The organism is Candidatus Paracaedibacteraceae bacterium (assembly GCA_019636055.1).
Taxonomy (GTDB): domain Bacteria; phylum Pseudomonadota; class Alphaproteobacteria; order Paracaedibacterales; family Paracaedibacteraceae; genus Paracaedibacter.
Window position 1 is genome coordinate 695,248 of the sequence record JAHBYH010000001.1, and the last position, 14,558, is coordinate 709,805.

Here is a 14,558-nt window from a genome sequence, read left to right on the forward strand (position 1 = left end):
ATTTAAATAAAATAGGAATATGGAATCAGATTATGGGTTTTGATGTAAATGCGATACAGAACTTGTTTGGGGAAAAAGGGGGATTTTTATAGCCATTCATATTACTCAGTGGGCATCATATAGTCAAAACAAAATAAAAAGGCTATAATTTTAGAAAAAGGTTTGAGTAATTTTCTAAATGACGTATTCAATAGATTTTCGTATAAAAGTATTTGAGGTAAAAGCAAGAGAAGGTTTTACCTACGAGGAAACAGCAAAATATTTTGGGATAGGAAAAACGACATTAGTAAGATGGCATCGAAGGCTATCCCCCTTACTGAGTCGTAATAAACCTGCCACAGCCATTAACATGGATCTCTTGAAACAAGATGTGGAGAAGTATCCAGATTCGTACCAATATGAGCGAGCAGAACGATTCAAGGTTAGTCAAATGTGCATTCACTATGCCCTTAAACGATTAGGTGTTTCCTATAAAAAAAACTCTAAACCACCCAAGGGCGAATCCCGAAAAGCGGTCTATGTTTTGTCAAACAATTGAGGAGTTAAGAAAGGATGAACTTCCTTTAGTCTTCATAGATGAAAGTGGGTTTGCCCATGATATGCCTCGCACACATGGATATTCATCGAAAGGACAGAAATGTTATGGTCTGCAGGATTGGGGAGCAAAAGGAAGAACGAATGTAATCGGGGCTTTGTGTAAAGGGGTTTTGCTAACAGTCACTTTACTGAACGGCAGTGTGAATACAGAAGTTTTTAATGCGTGGGTGGATCAAGATTTGATCCCAAAATTACCACCTAAAAGCGTTGTAATTATGGATAATGCCACATTTCATAAAAGTCCGCTTATATATGAAATGCTAGAAAATGCAGGGCATAAGTTATTATATTTGCCACCCTATTCCCCAGATCTCAATCCTATCGAGAAAAAATGGGCTCAAGCAAAAAAATTAAGACGTAAAACAGGACTTTCATTAGAACAACTCTTTTTAACGACTTATTTATAACCGGTTTATTTTGTTCTGACTATAATAGCGTCACTCAATGTACTAAGGGTACGCTTCATACCTGTTGCTTGTCTAATCACTAATCTAACTGGCTATAGGATTTATTCCATGGCATTAATGCCATTAGATAAGTTAATCCGCATGTTCCGCTGAGGCCGGCATAAATAAGACCGATTCCGGGAATTGTTGCGAGTAAGGCCAAAGTTGGGTTGACAGTTAGGGCGAGGGTGACGCTGATTAAGGTCCAGATTCCTATGGTAAGTTGTGCCTGTTGAATCAATGACATTCTGGGTAACTGTTGTCCGGTAATAGGCAGGCCGGCCTCTACCCAAGCAGATATCCCGCCTTCAAGATTGTAGAGCGTGTTCTTGTCTAATTCAGTTTCTAGCTTCTGACAGGCTGCTAATCCACGCATACCCCGTTGGCAGTTGATGACGATTTTTTTGTTGGGATATTCGGGTAATGCGGTGATACAGACTTGAGATAAGGGTATTGATACTGCATCCATAATGTGGCCACTCGCATATTCGCTCGGGTCGCGGACATCGATTAGGATCACTTCATCTTGATCTAACCATTGTTTTAGTGTTTCTGGGGGCACTGATTTATAGGGCATGAGAATCTCCTTTATATTAGGGTTATCTAATCTGAACAGTAGATTAAGTGGAGGGTTGATATGAGCGCTATTACTTTCATATTGTTCAGTCTATAAAATACTTGGCGACCTATTTTTCTTGATACTATGATGCTTTCGCTTTTAAGTTTGGCGAGATGCTGTGAGACAGAAGATTGTGATAATTTTGTTGCCTCAATAAGATCACTTACATTCTTTTCGCCTGAGATAAGGGTGCACAATATCATTAAGCGATTTCTGTTGGCCAGTTGCTTTAATAATGTTTCTGCCGCTGTAGCTTTTGTTTGAAATAAATGGTCTTGTGTCATCATCATATCTATAATATATTATAAGTATCTAATGTATTCAAGTGCCGACTATGGAGTTTATTATGCAAAAAGATTATATCGCAATTACTCAGCGAATTTCAGGGAATATGAAAACCTTGCGTTCTGATATTTCTGAGACGATGCAGGGGTTTTCTTCTATGGCTCAGGCTGCTTTGAAAGATGGTGCGTTGGATAAGAAAACCAAAGAGTTGATTGCTTTGGCAATTGGTGTTGCAACCCGTTGTGACGGATGTATCGGGTTCCATGCAGAAGCCTTGGTGAAACTGGGGGCAACAAAGGCGGAAGTCGAAGAAGTTCTTGGTATGACTATTTACATGGGGGGTGGCCCATCCTTAATGTATGCAGCTGATGCAATTGCAGCTTTTGAGCAATTTTCAGCCAAGTATAATGCTGTTGCTTAAGGGCGAAATCAAATAAAAATCAAAAACTTGGGTGAATGCTCAAGTTTTTTATTGCAGATGTGCTGTGAATAATGTAATTATATGGACAATTGTATTTTTTTATAGAGATAAAATAATGGCTTTAAAAATTCGTCTAGCCCGTGGTGGCGCAAAAAAGCGTCCTTTTTACAGAATCGTTGTTGCTGAAGCGACAGCTCCACGCGACGGTAAATTTATTGAAAAAGTTGGGACATATAACCCACTTTTAGAACAAGGTCACGCTGAACGCATCGTTATTAATGCGGATCGTGCGAAATACTGGTTGTCTGTTGGTGCGCAACCGTCTGATCGTGTTGCTGGTTTCTTGGCTGCTGCCGGTCTTGTTAAGGGTGCAGAAAAAGCTGAGCAAACAAAGAAATCTCAACCAAAGGCAAAAGCTCAAGAACGCCTAAGAGAACAAGCTGAAGCGGCTGAGGCTGCACGTTTAGCTGCTGAAGAAGCAAAAGCAGCTGCTGCAGCTCCGGCTGTTGAAGAAGCTGCTCCTGCAGAAGAAGCGCCTGCTGCTGAGTAATTTCTTGCTCTAGAAAAATTTAGCCCTGACAAGTAGTCAGGGCTTTTTTATGGGATATAACTATCCAGTCTATGACCGCCTACTGCTGAGAATCTGCGCTTCAGGTGCTCTCATGTACATAAAATCCTGTTCACCAAAGCCTTAGCAAAGGTTGGGGTCTCGATTTTTACCAGTATTCGGCTCATATCTTGAATAGTTTAGAATAATATCTTGATATTCACGGGAATATAACAATGGCACTCAAAAAAATAACTGATCCAACATTAAAAAATCCAGTCTGCTTGGCGGAAATTACTTCACCACACGGTGTTCGTGGGGCCGTCAAAATTAAGACCTTTACTGAATATTCTGAAGATTTATTCGATTATGAAACATTACGGGATGCGTCTGGCAAACCCTATGAGTTAAAATTATTTGCCCCAAAGCATAATGACCTATTAGTTGTGACTATAGACGGTGTTAATGATCGTGATGCCGCTGAGGAGTTGCGTGGAACTCAATTGTTTGTTGATCGGTCTGAATTACCGGAAACCGATGAGGATGAGTTCTATTATGAAGATTTGGTGGGGTTAAAGGTAGAGGATGTATCCGGAAATTTAATCGGTGAGATTTTGTCTGTTCAGAATTTTGGTGCGGGTGACTTTTTCGATATTAAAACACCAACAAGCGAAATCATGACATTACCATTTACAGCCGAGGCTGTTCCTGATGTTAAGATAACCGAGGGTAAGATCATTATTGATCCGACATTCCTATTGAGCGGTAAGTAAAAAATGCCTCTTTTGCAATGGTAGGGGGGGAGGCATCGATAATACCTACTAGCGTTCTTTTTCTTTTGCTGATAATACTCCTTGCTAAATCAGCGTGGATTTGATATTTATTGTACATCATTTGCGGTCGTGGCGGAATTGGTAGACGCGCAGCGTTGAGGTCGCTGTGGGAGAGATCCTGTGGAAGTTCGAGTCTTCTCGACCGCACCACAATCATCATCGAAAGTTATATAAAGTGAATCGTTGTTCTTGGGTTCCCTTGGATAAGCAAGATTACGTTGCCTATCATGATCATGAGTGGGGCGTCCCTGTTTATGATGACCGACATTTGTTTGAAATGCTGATTCTCGAGGGGGCTCAAGCCGGGCTTAGTTGGTATACAATACTGAAGCGTCGTGATGGATATCGTCAAGCTTTTCATAACTTTGATCCAATTAAATGTTCAGCCCTGTCTGATGCTGAGTTAGATCTGATTCTACAGACTGGTGACATTATTCGCAATCGCCTGAAAGTGTATTCTGTGCGTAAGAATGCCCTTGCTTTTATGGCTATCCAAAAAGAGTTTGGTCGTTTTGCTAATTACCTGTGGAATTTTGTAGAAGACAAGCCTATTGTCAACCATCCTCGGTCTATGGCAGATGTAAAGGCGACATCACCTGAGTCGGATAAGCTCTCAAAAGATCTCAAAAAACGGGGGATGTCCTTTGTTGGTTCAACCATTATGTATGCTTTTATGCAGGCAGTTGGAATGGTCAATGATCATTTTACGGATTGTAACTTCAGATAATATCAAGTGTTTTCTTGACAACCTCAATCAATGGGCTGCCAGGGGTGAATAACGCTGATACGCCGCTATCAATCAAGAATTGATGATCTGCCGGTGGTAGGATCCCTCCGCAGATGACTTTTATATCATCCGCCTTAAAGGATTTTAATTCTTGGATTAATTCAGGGATCAAGGTTTTATGTCCTGCTGCTAACGATGAGATGCCAATCACATGAACGTCATTTTCCACGGCCTGTTTCGCGGCTTCAGCAGGAGTTAGGAATAGGGGAGCCAAATCCACATCAAAGCCCGCATCAGCAAAGGCCGTTGCAATGATTTTGATGCCACGATCGTGACCATCTTGTCCGAGTTTTGTTAAAAGGATACGGGGTTGACGACCATTTTTTTTAGCAAAACTTGCAACATCTGCTCGTAATTTAATGAACTCAGCATCGTTAATCATAGACTTTTGCCAGACTCCGGTTAAGGTTTTTACAGGGGCTTGATAGCGACCAAATACATCTTCTAATGCTTGAGAGATTTCACCGAGTGTTGCTCTGGCTCTGGCTGCTTTTATCGCAATATCCAGTAAATTATCTGATGATTTTGCTGCATCTCTTAGGGCTTGTATTAGTTGATCAACTTGTGTTTGATTTCGGGATTTCTTAATAACCTTAAGAGACTGGAGTTGTTGGTTGCGAACTTTTTGAGTATCAATGTCCAAAACATCAACATTAGGGATATCTTTGCTTTGATATTTATTGACTCCCACAACAATGTCTTCTTGGCGATCTAGGCGAATTTGTCGCCCTGCCGCTGCTTCTTCAATACGTCTTTTGGGAAGACCTAATTGGATTGCTCTTGTCATGCCGCCAAGATCTTCGATTTCTTTCATGTATTCCTTGGCCTTATCAATGAGGGATTGAGTTAAGGCTTCGACATAGTGACTACCACCGAGGGGGTCGACGACTTTTGTGACATTTGTTTCTTCAGCAAGAATCAGTTGGGTATGCCGCGCTACCCGAGCACTCTGCGGTGTGGGAAGACCGAGAGCTTCGTCAAAGGAGTTTGTATGGAGAGATTGAGTACCACCCAGGACAGCTGCTAACGCTTCGATGGTTGTGCGTACAACATTATTCAAGGGATCCTGATAGGTTAGGCTGACCCCTGATGTTTGGCAGTGAGTTCGCAGCATAAGGCTTTGCGGATTTTCTGGTTTAAATTCAGTCATAATATCATGCCATAGAGTCCGAGCCGCACGAAGTTTTGCCACTTCAGAAAAGAAATCCATGCCAATCCCAAAAAAGAAAGACAAGCGAGGCGCAAAATCATCGACGTTAAGCCCCATAGACAGGGCTGTCCTTACATATTCAAGACCATCTGCTAGCGTATAGGCTAATTCTTGAGCAGGTGTTGCGCCGGCTTCGTGCATATGATAGCCAGAGATCGAAATGGGGTTAAAACGGGGGATGCTTTTTGAACAATAGGTGATGATATCGCCCACGATTCGCATGCTGGGGGCAGGGGGATAGATAAATGTATTGCGGACAAGGAATTCCTTGAGGATATCATTTTGCAGGGTGCCTGATAGTTTGTCTTGGTCAATGCCTTGTTCTTGGGCTGCGACAATAAAAAATGCCATAACTGGAATAACGGCCCCGTTCATGGTCATGGAAACGCTGATTTTGTCAAGAGGAATACCGTCAAACAAGCGTTTCATGTCATCCACAGTATCGATGGCAACACCGGCTTTACCAATATCACCTGTTACACGCGGGTTATCAGAATCATAACCACGATGGGTGGCAAGGTCAAACGCAACAGACAATCCCATTTGTCCGCCTTTAAGGCACTCGTGATAAAAAGCATTGGTCTCTTCCGCTGATGAAAACCCAGCATACTGGCGGATTGTCCAGGGACGGTTGGTGTACATGGTGGCGCGTACACCGCGCGTATAGGGAGGGAATCCTGGTAAAGAATCTTGGCCATAAACGGGAGATATAGCAATATTGTCTGTTGTATGCCACGTCAAATCTCCAAGAGATTGTTCTTTAAGCTCCTTTGCTGCAAGTTTTTGCCACTGCTCCATATCGAACTCCAGCTCCTAATCTTTGAGATTAGTATACATCATAAAAATTAAGATAAAATAGCCGTTTTATTAAAATCGATTAGTCGATCTAATATTTTATAATTCCCTTCGGGCATTTTTAGGGTGTGGATTTGATCAGCCTTAATCCATACATATCCCGGTTGGCCTTCATTCATTTTAAGTTCCCCCTCATAGGTTGTACAATTGAATAATAAAATTGTCACATGCGCATGAGGATATTGATGGGTCGTAAAGGCAATGGGGGTTAAGTCTTTTTCATGAATAGTCAGGTTTATTTCTTCCATAATTTCACGACATAGGGCTTGTTCTGGTGTTTCATTAGGATCAATTTTTCCACCCGGAAACTCCCAGTACCCTGAATAATAAGTTGTATCCGGACGTTGAACGATCAAGACTTCATTTTTAGAATTTCTAAGGGCAAGAGCAACAACAGTGAAATATTTCATTTTTTAATCTTAACTAAATTAATTTTGGATATGATCTCATGTTTTTACGTTAAAGTTAAATTAAATCATGGGAAGAAGACATGAAATTACATTTTCTTGCGATAATGATGAGTCCAAGATCCGCAGGCGCGGCGGTTTGGATCTGACCATGCCGCCGTTTCTGCAAGATTTATAGTGTCTTAATGATACATCCCTGGTCTGCCAGAAGATGCGCCTGATTTCATGGCTGCTGCTGTGATGAAACGGTTCAATGTTTGCATAACAAGAGATTCAAATTCTGAGATAATATCACTTAGGCCTGTTTGCGATGTTACTCTGCGGTCACCTAAAGTTGCTCTTTCTGTTGCTGCTGATGATGAGAATTGAACAGAAATTGTACCTAGGCTATTTTGTTGAACCACATAATTTAGGCTGCTATTGCCAAATCCTATTTCTTGTTTTGCCTTTTTATCCGAAAAAATACCATCAGTCCGAGGAAAAGCAAAGCTGAATGTGAAGGCAGCATCTGACTCAAGAACCTTCTTTAATAATGCTCGATCTAGGGCATTTTCTTCTTCCTCGAAGGTTGAGGGGGCCGTGAATGCGCCTTGTAAATTTGTCTGAATGAATTGATCAACTCCACCATCACCAAATAGTTCAGGATGAGCTTTAAAGAAATCGATTTTTTTAGGGTCGCTGAGGGTTTTTAAGGCGACTGTCTGGCTAGTTACAAGACGGGTACGTTGTGCTCGTGATTCAACAGAGTTATCGCCTTCTGGAAAGAACGCTACTTGTAAGACAGTGCTTATTGTTCCGCTCAATGACTCTTCAATGCTTCTAAATGATTCCATCGTGGGTGTTATTTTTGCTGCAGGATCATAGTTTATTCCAACGGTTAGAATTTTTTCACCAGTGTGCCAACCATAAGAGAACTTCCCACCGTTTTCAAAAATTTGCTTCAGCTTGTCTGTTGAATCGGATAGAGGATCGCTTGGAATCTGTTGAAGTAGGTAGCTAGAAATTTTTGGTTGTTGAGTTTGATTGCCACCACCAAATAAGCTAGAGATATCAACTCCCCCGCTTTCACCTTCATCATCTGAGGCAAAAGTTGGTGTTAGAATAAGCGTAAAGCACGTCGTGGTGAGAATTACTTTTAAGAAGTTATACATCACATCATTCCTTTGTTAAGTTCTTACACATGAAGACCATACGATTTGGTAAAAATTTAATCAATATTTATTTATAATTAGGAGTTAAAAAAAATGAAAGTTTACTCTTTTTTTACCCGAGCGGGCGCAAACTTAGACTAAGAACGAGTTCGCCTTGGTGAGTAAATGTTATTTATTGTCGGTATAGTTGTTGTTTTCGGGTGCGTTATTGGAGCTTATGCAGCTCATGGCGGGCATGTTGGTGTCCTATGGCAGCCCCTTGAATTTGTGATTATTTTTGGTGCGGCAACTGGGGCGATGGTGATCGCAACGCCGAAACATCTTTTGGGTAAGATTGGGGCTGCCTATGGCCGGGCTTTTAAAGGAGCCAAATATACAAAGGCAGATTTTCTTGAGCTTTTGACGATGCAATATACAATTTTTAAATTGATAAAAACAAAGGGAATGTTGGAGCTCGAAGCACATTTGGATAACCCTCATGATAGTTCTCTCTTTAGTAGGTTTCCTGTTTTTGTCAACGATCATCATGCTACTGACTTTTTTTGTGATTATATGCGGATGTTAACAATGGGCGCAGAAAATGTTCACCAAATCGAAGACTTAATGAACGAAGAATTAGACGTCCATCATCAAGAACAGCACGCGGTCAGTGGAACATTAACGACATTTGGGGAGTCTTTTCCTGCTCTTGGAATTGTTGCTGCTGTTTTGGGCGTGATCCACACAATGGGATCTATTAATCAGCCACCTGAAATATTAGGTCATTTGATTGGTGCTGCTTTGGTTGGTACTTTTGCGGGTATTTTGATTTCATATGGCGTCATGTCTCCCCTAGCGAGTTGTGTGAAGATCCTGCAGGAAGGCGAATCGCGGTATCTCAGTTGTATGAAAGCCGGTATTTTGGCGAGTATGAATGGTTATGCGCCGGCCATTTCTGTTGAATTTGCTCGTAAAAGTATTGAGACAGACTTTCGACCATCTTTTGCGGAAATGGAAGAGGCTATTCAAAATTTGCCGGGGGCCTAGATGAGTGATAAGCCCGTTCAACCGATTATCAAGAAAATAAAAAAAGTTTCTGGGCATGGCCACCACGGTGGTGCCTGGAAAATTGCTTATGCTGACTTTGTAACGGCAATGATGGCATTTTTCTTATTGATGTGGTTGCTGAATGCAACATCAGAAGAACAGCGTCGAGGGATTGCTAATTATTTTGATCCGTTTGCTTCAACATCAAAAGGGGGTGGATATGAAGGAGTCATGGGGGGGACATCCATCAAAGAAACTCAAGGAACTATGGATGATACCCCGCAAAATATCATAAAAGTTAAACCGATGCCCCCTACTGAAAGAGGACAAGGCGGTTCTGCTGCGGGTGAAACGGAGCATCCCGATGTTAACGCAAATGATAATGGCGGGCGGACTGAGGATATCAAAAAACAGGAAGAGGATTCAGCCAAGAAAGACATTGAGAATAAGCTTCTTAAAGCATCGCAGGCTCAGACCTATAAATCGCAACAGGAAGAAGAATCCAAACTAAACGAAGTTAGTGAACAAATTAAACAGAGTCTTGAGAAAATGCCGGATCTAAAGGAACTTAATAAAAATATTAAAATTAGCCTAACAAAAGATGGGCTTAATATTGAGGTTATTGATCATTTGAGGAATGCTATGTTCCCGAGTGGCTCAAGTCGTATGTATAAACAAATGGAAGATATTCTAAAGGTTATAGCGTCAGCCATTAAAGGGGTGCCCAATAAACTTAATATTATTGGGCATACCGATGCGAATCAATATTCCCAGCGATCTCTTTTAACAAACTGGGAATTGTCGACAGATCGGGCTAATGCAAGTCGACGGATTCTGGTTAATAATGGTGTTGATAAAAGCCGGATTAACGCTATAGAAGGGAAAGCCGATACGGATCTTGCTGATCCACAAAATCCGATGGCTCCTGAAAATCGTCGTGTTGTTATTACATTGCTGCGACAGGTAAAAGTTAACAAAGAATAGATTAAAAAAGAGGGCTATCGCATGCCCTCTTATTCCTTAAAAAACGTACGAGACTTTGACCAACGCCATGTAACGCGTTGGTTTTGTTTTCAGCTTTGTAATATCTTGAGGCGCATCAAAAAAACGCTGTGTTTGTCGGATTGTTCCGTTTTTGACATAACGACCTTCTAAACCGACAAGAAACGATCCTGCCCGTTTTTCAAGCCCAAAGCCGATACCCTTTGCAATCACGTGATTGTTTTTACGACGATTGTTAATTGGCGTTGTTACGTCATCCATATACATAATTTTAGTTTCAAAACGGTCTAAACCGATCATGGGGCGAAGGTATATAGTCATTCCTTCGGTGATCGCATATCCGATTTTCAGGCCAAAGTTATAGCCACCAAGATATCGGAGGTCACGTTTATAAACTTTAGATTGGCCAATAACAGAATCATCAAGTTGTTTTGTTGTTGTTTGCTTTGACTGTGCAGCAAAAACTTCAACATCAGCCCCAATGACAAATTTTGATGCTTGCGTCTGGGCGCCAATGCTGATGCCACCCAGGAACCCTCGGCCTTTATTTTTCTGACCAAAGGCATAATTGTCTGCCGGCATAGTGACGGATTCTGCTATTTTGCTTTTTTCGTGTGCGCCGCCAAGAAGAAGTCCTGCTGTGACATCAATTTTAGCCATGCTGGATGATAGGATAAGAGCGGAAGGTAGAATTATTTTTTTCATTTAGTTTAATCCCAGTTTTTGTTTTAATTCTAAAGCGTTTGGAATGGTTGCATCGGCATATTTTAAGTTTGTATTAACCAGACCAGTCAACAAATCCACCGTCTGTTGTTTTGACTTTGGATCTAATTTTAAGTGTTGATTTAGTGCTGACTGTAATCGCGGCCACGAGTATGCTGATGGGGGTGGCGGTGGTGGTGGCGTAAACCCATTGTTGGCCTGTTCTGTTGTTTCTTCAGTTAAAATAGCCTCAAATCCGGGGAGTTGAAATGACTCTCCTTCATCATACTCGGGTAAGGCAATGTTTGCTATTTTTTTGCAAGATGTCACATAGGCATCGCGGGCTGCTGTAAATAAAGCTTGTGCTAAATCTCTAGCCTCATCACTCCAGATTATGGGATCTAACAGTGCATTTAGTGTATGCGTATATAGGTCTGCTCTTTCAGAGGAAGGGAGAGTCATATAATTATTTTCAGGTCTAAGCATTTCTGTTAGAAAGAATTGGGTTTTTACAATTCCTGTATCGCTGTTGGATCTAAATGTTAAGGATGTTAGATTGGCCCGAATATTTTCAAGCGCTGTAAGGAAGGCTTGGTGAGCTTGTTGTGCTTCAACAATAGAGGTGATGAGTGCGTCAGTTTGAGCTGAATCTTGCACTGAAACCTGCTCGTTTTTAAACCAAGCAAGATCCTCAAGCAGAGAACCTCTCGTCGCTGTTTGGAAGTATTGGCCAAAATTTGCTTCTAATACGTCGACACTTATACGGCCAGGTTTGGTTGCAAGAAAGCTTTCAATGGCTTCAGCAAATTGATTTGCCGTTGTTAAATCTAAAGTGGGTGTTTCATCGAGTGATTTTAATATTTTAAGGATTGGTGCTAATGATTTTGCCCTATCCATAAAATCTGATGACATTCTTATTAACCGTCTTTTAATGTCATCAAGTCTTTGTGTCTTTGCCTGCGCTTCCTGATGAGACTTGCTGAAATCAGCCCTTGTTTGCAGAATGTTAAGTCGCATGAATGCTCTTTGTTTTATCCAACGGCTCAAGTTAGAATCGGCATCTTTGTATGTTAATGTGATACCATCGTTGTGTTCGTGTTGCTCTGCAAGTCTTTGAGCAACAAGGCGTAGCTGTTGGTTGTTTTGGCAGAGTAGGTTAATGGTGTGTTCATTTGTAAGTCTAGGGGACTCAGATTGTGTGATAAGTCTTGAGATGGCTAGAAGTTGTCCCCGGTATGCGATCAGTTGCTCTTTTATGGTATCCTCTAGGTTGCATCCCAGAATGATATTATAGAGGCTTGGGGTTTGAGGGTAAAATGTATCAGTTGATCCAAATTCATAACCGCCAATAAGCGCTTCTAACCGTGTTAAACCTTTTACCCCTGTTTTCCCAGAACGGTGATGTGCAATATCGTAATCAGCGGTTTTTATGGTTGAGAGTAGATTTTGAATGCTGAGATACGTTGCTTCTGGTGCTTGCTCAGAAAGAAATAAGGTTGCTCGCTCAAGTAATTCAGGGACAGATCCTTCTTTTGTTCCTTTTAAAGCTGTTTTGGGGGCAATTGCAAGAGATTCGTCTGAAATAGAATCTAAGAGTTCTTGGATGCCTTTCAACGTAGGAATAAGGCGATTAATAATACTGACGACTTGAATATTAATCTGATCATTGGGTTGCTGAGTTGGCCGTTTGTATCCGATGTATGTTGATAGAACCGGGATAGTGGCATCAGCTGTGATGCTCTTTGAGTGGGCAAGAAACTGGTTTAACCGATTTTGAATGTTAGTTAAACGTTCTAATTCCTCTTCAGAGATGCCGAAGCATTGGTGGATTCCTAGGCCTAGCTCTTCTTCAATAAATTTCGCTCGTTTGTTCAGGTTTGATCGATCAGGGGCTTGTTCTCGAATGGCTCGACGTTCTTGGATTTGTCTGTGATACATCTGAGCTTCTTGATAGTTTTGAACAGGGCGCATGTGACCATTTTGATCTAGCATAATATAGCATACATCCGGGATACCTAGAGTTATTGCTTTTTGAATCTCTTTTTTCCAGCGATCTAGCTCCGGATGGATAGATTGCCCTCTTACGCTTTGTAACTCTGGAATACCCTGCATTGTATCGTGGAAGCGTTTTTTTGATGGGGCTCCATGATCATCGGTATCCATCCCGGTTGCTGTAGACAGCAATAGGGCACTTAATAGTAGTTGTTTCATGACTCTCCTCCTAGTCAATTTTTTATTCTTATTTTTTGTTTACGAATTCATATGAAAGATTCGATAGCATAAGTGAATGAAAAATATCACTGTTATTAAGCAGCCTAATAAGACCCTATTACTGGCGTGACTTAATAGTTTTTAGTGAACTAACGATGCTATAAATCTGTTTGAATGACGTGATAAAACAAAAATTCTTATTATTATTCTTTTAATTTGTTTAATCTTGGCATAAAAAAGGGCGACCGAGATCGCCCCTTGAGTATGGTAAAGCTTATTCAGCTGAAGCTGTTGCTTGTGCGACAACTCTTGGCTTTTTAAGCTCTGCGATACGAGCTCTTTTACCTGTGCGTCCACGCAAGTAATAAAGCTTTGCTCGGCGAACACGACCAGAACGAACAAGTTCTACGGTAATGTTTGGTGAGAAGAGGTGGAATACACGCTCAACGCCTTCACCGGATGATAATTTGCGAACGCGGAATGTTGAGCGAACGCCTGCATTGCGACGACCGATGACAACACCTTCGTATGGCTGAACGCGAGTACGTTCACCTTCGACAACTTTAACATTTACACGGACGGTGTCACCGGCTTTGAATTCTGGGATCACCTTGCCTTCGGACAATCGAGTTTGTTGCTCGTGTTCCAACTTTTGTAACAAGTTCATGAATAACTCCTAAATACGAGTTTTGAGAAACGCTTGCCATAAATCTGGCCGACGCTCTCGCGTTATTCTTTCTGCTTCTTCCTGGCGCCATTCGGCAATTTTTTGATGATCGCCTGAGAGCAGCACACCAGGCACGATCTTATTTTTCCAGTTTTGAGGTTTAGTATACTGCGGATGTTCTAAAATTCCAAGCTCAAAACTCTCATTTTCTAAAGATTTTTTGTTTCCCAAGACATCGGGAAGGAGTCGAACCGTTGCATCAAGTAAAATTTGAGCGGGTAATTCACCACCGGTCAAGACATAGTCACCAATGCTGACCTCTTCCATGTCCCATTCTTCAACGACGCGATGATCGACACCTTCGTAACGGCCGCACAGTAAAATTAGTCCGTCAGTATTAGCATAATCATGAGCCATGGCTTGACAGAAAGGTTTACCGCGGGGGGTTAGATAAATCAGCTTACGGTTAGGAGATCCCTTTTCTTTTGCGGCAGTCAGGGCGCGATCCACCACATCCGGTTTCATGACCATCCCGGCTCCCCCGCCATAGGGCGTATCGTCAACGGTAAGGTGTTTATCTTGCGCATGGTCGCGGATTTGCACTGTGTCAAGATGCCATTTGCCGTCATCCAAAGCTTTTCCCGTTAAGGATCTCCCCAAGGATCCGGGGAACATTTCGGGGAATAGGGTTACAACAGTTGCATGAAATGTCATGATAAATCTAGTATAAGGTGTATTTCTTACTAAAATAGGGCGAAATCTTGGAATTTCCTATTGTTTTTTATTCATGAC

17 protein-coding genes and 1 tRNA gene are annotated in these 14,558 nt (G+C 41.6%); 9 read left to right on the forward strand and 9 right to left on the reverse strand.

The window, feature by feature from the left end:
• The first annotated feature begins 178 nt into the window (after positions 1-178).
• Together KF820_03295 and KF820_03300 are read left to right on the forward strand one after the other, a co-directional pair.
• Positions 179-538 (forward strand): IS630 transposase-related protein, encoded by a 360-nt coding sequence (locus tag KF820_03295; protein ID MBX3457370.1) that lies wholly within the window; start codon positions 179-181, stop codon positions 536-538.
• A complete protein-coding gene (locus KF820_03300; GenBank protein MBX3457371.1) occupies positions 462-1,004 on the forward strand; it encodes an IS630 family transposase in 543 nt (180 codons plus the stop codon). The genes KF820_03295 and KF820_03300 overlap by 77 nt, the downstream gene beginning before the upstream one ends.
• 79 nt (positions 1,005-1,083) lie before the next feature.
• On the opposite strand, the gene KF820_03305 is transcribed toward KF820_03300, so the two are convergent.
• Together KF820_03305 and KF820_03310 are read right to left on the reverse strand one after the other, a co-directional pair.
• Entirely contained in the window at positions 1,084-1,620 is a 537-nt protein-coding gene (locus KF820_03305) for a rhodanese-like domain-containing protein (protein ID MBX3457372.1), read from the reverse strand.
• Between the two features lie 26 nt (positions 1,621-1,646).
• Entirely contained in the window at positions 1,647-1,946 is a 300-nt protein-coding gene (locus KF820_03310) for a winged helix-turn-helix transcriptional regulator (protein MBX3457373.1), read from the reverse strand.
• 62 nt (positions 1,947-2,008) lie between these two features.
• Between KF820_03310 and KF820_03315 the strand changes: the two genes are divergently transcribed.
• The 5 genes from KF820_03315 to KF820_03335 all read left to right on the forward strand — a co-directional run bounded on the left by KF820_03315 (position 2,009) and on the right by KF820_03335 (position 4,475).
• Positions 2,009-2,368, forward strand: coding sequence for a carboxymuconolactone decarboxylase family protein (locus tag KF820_03315; protein MBX3457374.1), 360 nt, complete (start codon positions 2,009-2,011; stop codon positions 2,366-2,368).
• Positions 2,369-2,483: 115 nt separating this feature from the next.
• Positions 2,484-2,918 (forward strand): 30S ribosomal protein S16, encoded by a 435-nt coding sequence (rpsP, locus tag KF820_03320; GenBank protein ID MBX3457375.1) that lies wholly within the window; start codon positions 2,484-2,486, stop codon positions 2,916-2,918.
• A 233-nt stretch (positions 2,919-3,151) separates the two neighbouring features.
• Complete coding sequence (rimM, locus tag KF820_03325; GenBank protein ID MBX3457376.1) at positions 3,152-3,688, forward strand: ribosome maturation factor RimM; 537 nt, start codon at positions 3,152-3,154, stop codon at positions 3,686-3,688.
• Positions 3,689-3,811: 123 nt separating this feature from the next.
• Positions 3,812-3,898, forward strand: a tRNA-Leu gene (locus tag KF820_03330).
• A 25-nt stretch (positions 3,899-3,923) separates the two neighbouring features.
• Positions 3,924-4,475: a DNA-3-methyladenine glycosylase I gene (locus KF820_03335; protein MBX3457377.1), complete on the forward strand. Its 552-nt coding sequence runs from the start codon at positions 3,924-3,926 to the stop codon at positions 4,473-4,475.
• Here the strand turns inward: KF820_03335 and scpA are convergent.
• The 3 genes from scpA to KF820_03350 form a co-directional block, all read right to left on the reverse strand.
• Positions 4,468-6,543 (reverse strand): methylmalonyl-CoA mutase, encoded by a 2,076-nt coding sequence (gene scpA / locus KF820_03340; GenBank protein ID MBX3457378.1) that lies wholly within the window; start codon positions 6,541-6,543, stop codon positions 4,468-4,470. The two genes, KF820_03335 and scpA, sit on opposite strands and share 8 nt — an antisense overlap.
• A 47-nt stretch (positions 6,544-6,590) precedes the next feature.
• Positions 6,591-7,010, reverse strand: a complete 420-nt coding sequence (locus KF820_03345; protein MBX3457379.1) for a (deoxy)nucleoside triphosphate pyrophosphohydrolase — start codon at positions 7,008-7,010, stop codon at positions 6,591-6,593.
• Between the two features lie 179 nt (positions 7,011-7,189).
• Entirely contained in the window at positions 7,190-8,158 is a 969-nt protein-coding gene (locus KF820_03350; GenBank protein ID MBX3457380.1) for a hypothetical protein, read from the reverse strand.
• A gap of 165 nt (positions 8,159-8,323) precedes the next feature.
• Between KF820_03350 and motA the strand changes: the two genes are divergently transcribed.
• Complete coding sequence (gene motA, locus KF820_03355) at positions 8,324-9,184, forward strand: flagellar motor stator protein MotA (GenBank protein ID MBX3457381.1); 861 nt, start codon at positions 8,324-8,326, stop codon at positions 9,182-9,184.
• Positions 9,185-10,168 carry an OmpA family protein gene (locus KF820_03360; protein ID MBX3457382.1) on the forward strand — a complete coding sequence of 328 codons (984 nt, stop codon included), beginning with the start codon at positions 9,185-9,187 and terminating at the stop codon, positions 10,166-10,168. It abuts the gene before it with no gap.
• Between the two features lie 36 nt (positions 10,169-10,204).
• On the opposite strand, the gene KF820_03365 is transcribed toward KF820_03360, so the two are convergent.
• The 4 genes from KF820_03365 to trmD form a co-directional block, all read right to left on the reverse strand.
• The gene (locus KF820_03365) at positions 10,205-10,891 is read right to left on the reverse strand and encodes a hypothetical protein (protein MBX3457383.1); all 687 of its coding nucleotides are present in this window, start codon (positions 10,889-10,891) and stop codon (positions 10,205-10,207) included.
• Positions 10,892-13,099 (reverse strand): hypothetical protein, encoded by a 2,208-nt coding sequence (locus KF820_03370; protein ID MBX3457384.1) that lies wholly within the window; start codon positions 13,097-13,099, stop codon positions 10,892-10,894.
• A 274-nt stretch (positions 13,100-13,373) separates the two neighbouring features.
• Positions 13,374-13,766 carry a 50S ribosomal protein L19 gene (gene rplS / locus KF820_03375; protein ID MBX3457385.1) on the reverse strand — a complete coding sequence of 131 codons (393 nt, stop codon included), beginning with the start codon at positions 13,764-13,766 and terminating at the stop codon, positions 13,374-13,376.
• Positions 13,767-13,775: 9 nt separating this feature from the next.
• Entirely contained in the window at positions 13,776-14,480 is a 705-nt protein-coding gene (gene trmD, locus KF820_03380; GenBank protein MBX3457386.1) for a tRNA (guanosine(37)-N1)-methyltransferase TrmD, read from the reverse strand.
• Between the last annotated feature and the right edge of the window lie 78 nt (positions 14,481-14,558).

Bases quoted from the DNA above. Each gene is read 5' to 3' on its own strand.
- KF820_03295 (MBX3457370.1), top strand. From the start codon at position 179: ATGACGTATTCAATAGATTTTCGTATAAAAGTATTTGAGGTAAAAGCA.
- KF820_03305 (MBX3457372.1), bottom strand. From the start codon at position 1,620: ATGCCCTATAAATCAGTGCCCCCAGAAACACTAAAACAATGGTTAGAT.
- KF820_03310 (MBX3457373.1), bottom strand. From the start codon at position 1,946: ATGACACAAGACCATTTATTTCAAACAAAAGCTACAGCGGCAGAAACA.
- KF820_03315 (MBX3457374.1), top strand. From the start codon at position 2,009: ATGCAAAAAGATTATATCGCAATTACTCAGCGAATTTCAGGGAATATG.
- rpsP (MBX3457375.1), top strand. From the start codon at position 2,484: ATGGCTTTAAAAATTCGTCTAGCCCGTGGTGGCGCAAAAAAGCGTCCT.
- rimM (MBX3457376.1), top strand. From the start codon at position 3,152: ATGGCACTCAAAAAAATAACTGATCCAACATTAAAAAATCCAGTCTGC.
- scpA (MBX3457378.1), bottom strand. From the start codon at position 6,543: ATGGAGCAGTGGCAAAAACTTGCAGCAAAGGAGCTTAAAGAACAATCT.
- KF820_03345 (MBX3457379.1), bottom strand. From the start codon at position 7,010: ATGAAATATTTCACTGTTGTTGCTCTTGCCCTTAGAAATTCTAAAAAT.
- KF820_03350 (MBX3457380.1), bottom strand. From the start codon at position 8,158: ATGTATAACTTCTTAAAAGTAATTCTCACCACGACGTGCTTTACGCTT.
- motA (MBX3457381.1), top strand. From the start codon at position 8,324: ATGTTATTTATTGTCGGTATAGTTGTTGTTTTCGGGTGCGTTATTGGA.
- KF820_03360 (MBX3457382.1), top strand. From the start codon at position 9,185: ATGAGTGATAAGCCCGTTCAACCGATTATCAAGAAAATAAAAAAAGTT.
- KF820_03365 (MBX3457383.1), bottom strand. From the start codon at position 10,891: ATGAAAAAAATAATTCTACCTTCCGCTCTTATCCTATCATCCAGCATG.
- KF820_03370 (MBX3457384.1), bottom strand. From the start codon at position 13,099: ATGAAACAACTACTATTAAGTGCCCTATTGCTGTCTACAGCAACCGGG.
- rplS (MBX3457385.1), bottom strand. From the start codon at position 13,766: ATGAACTTGTTACAAAAGTTGGAACACGAGCAACAAACTCGATTGTCC.
- trmD (MBX3457386.1), bottom strand. From the start codon at position 14,480: ATGACATTTCATGCAACTGTTGTAACCCTATTCCCCGAAATGTTCCCC.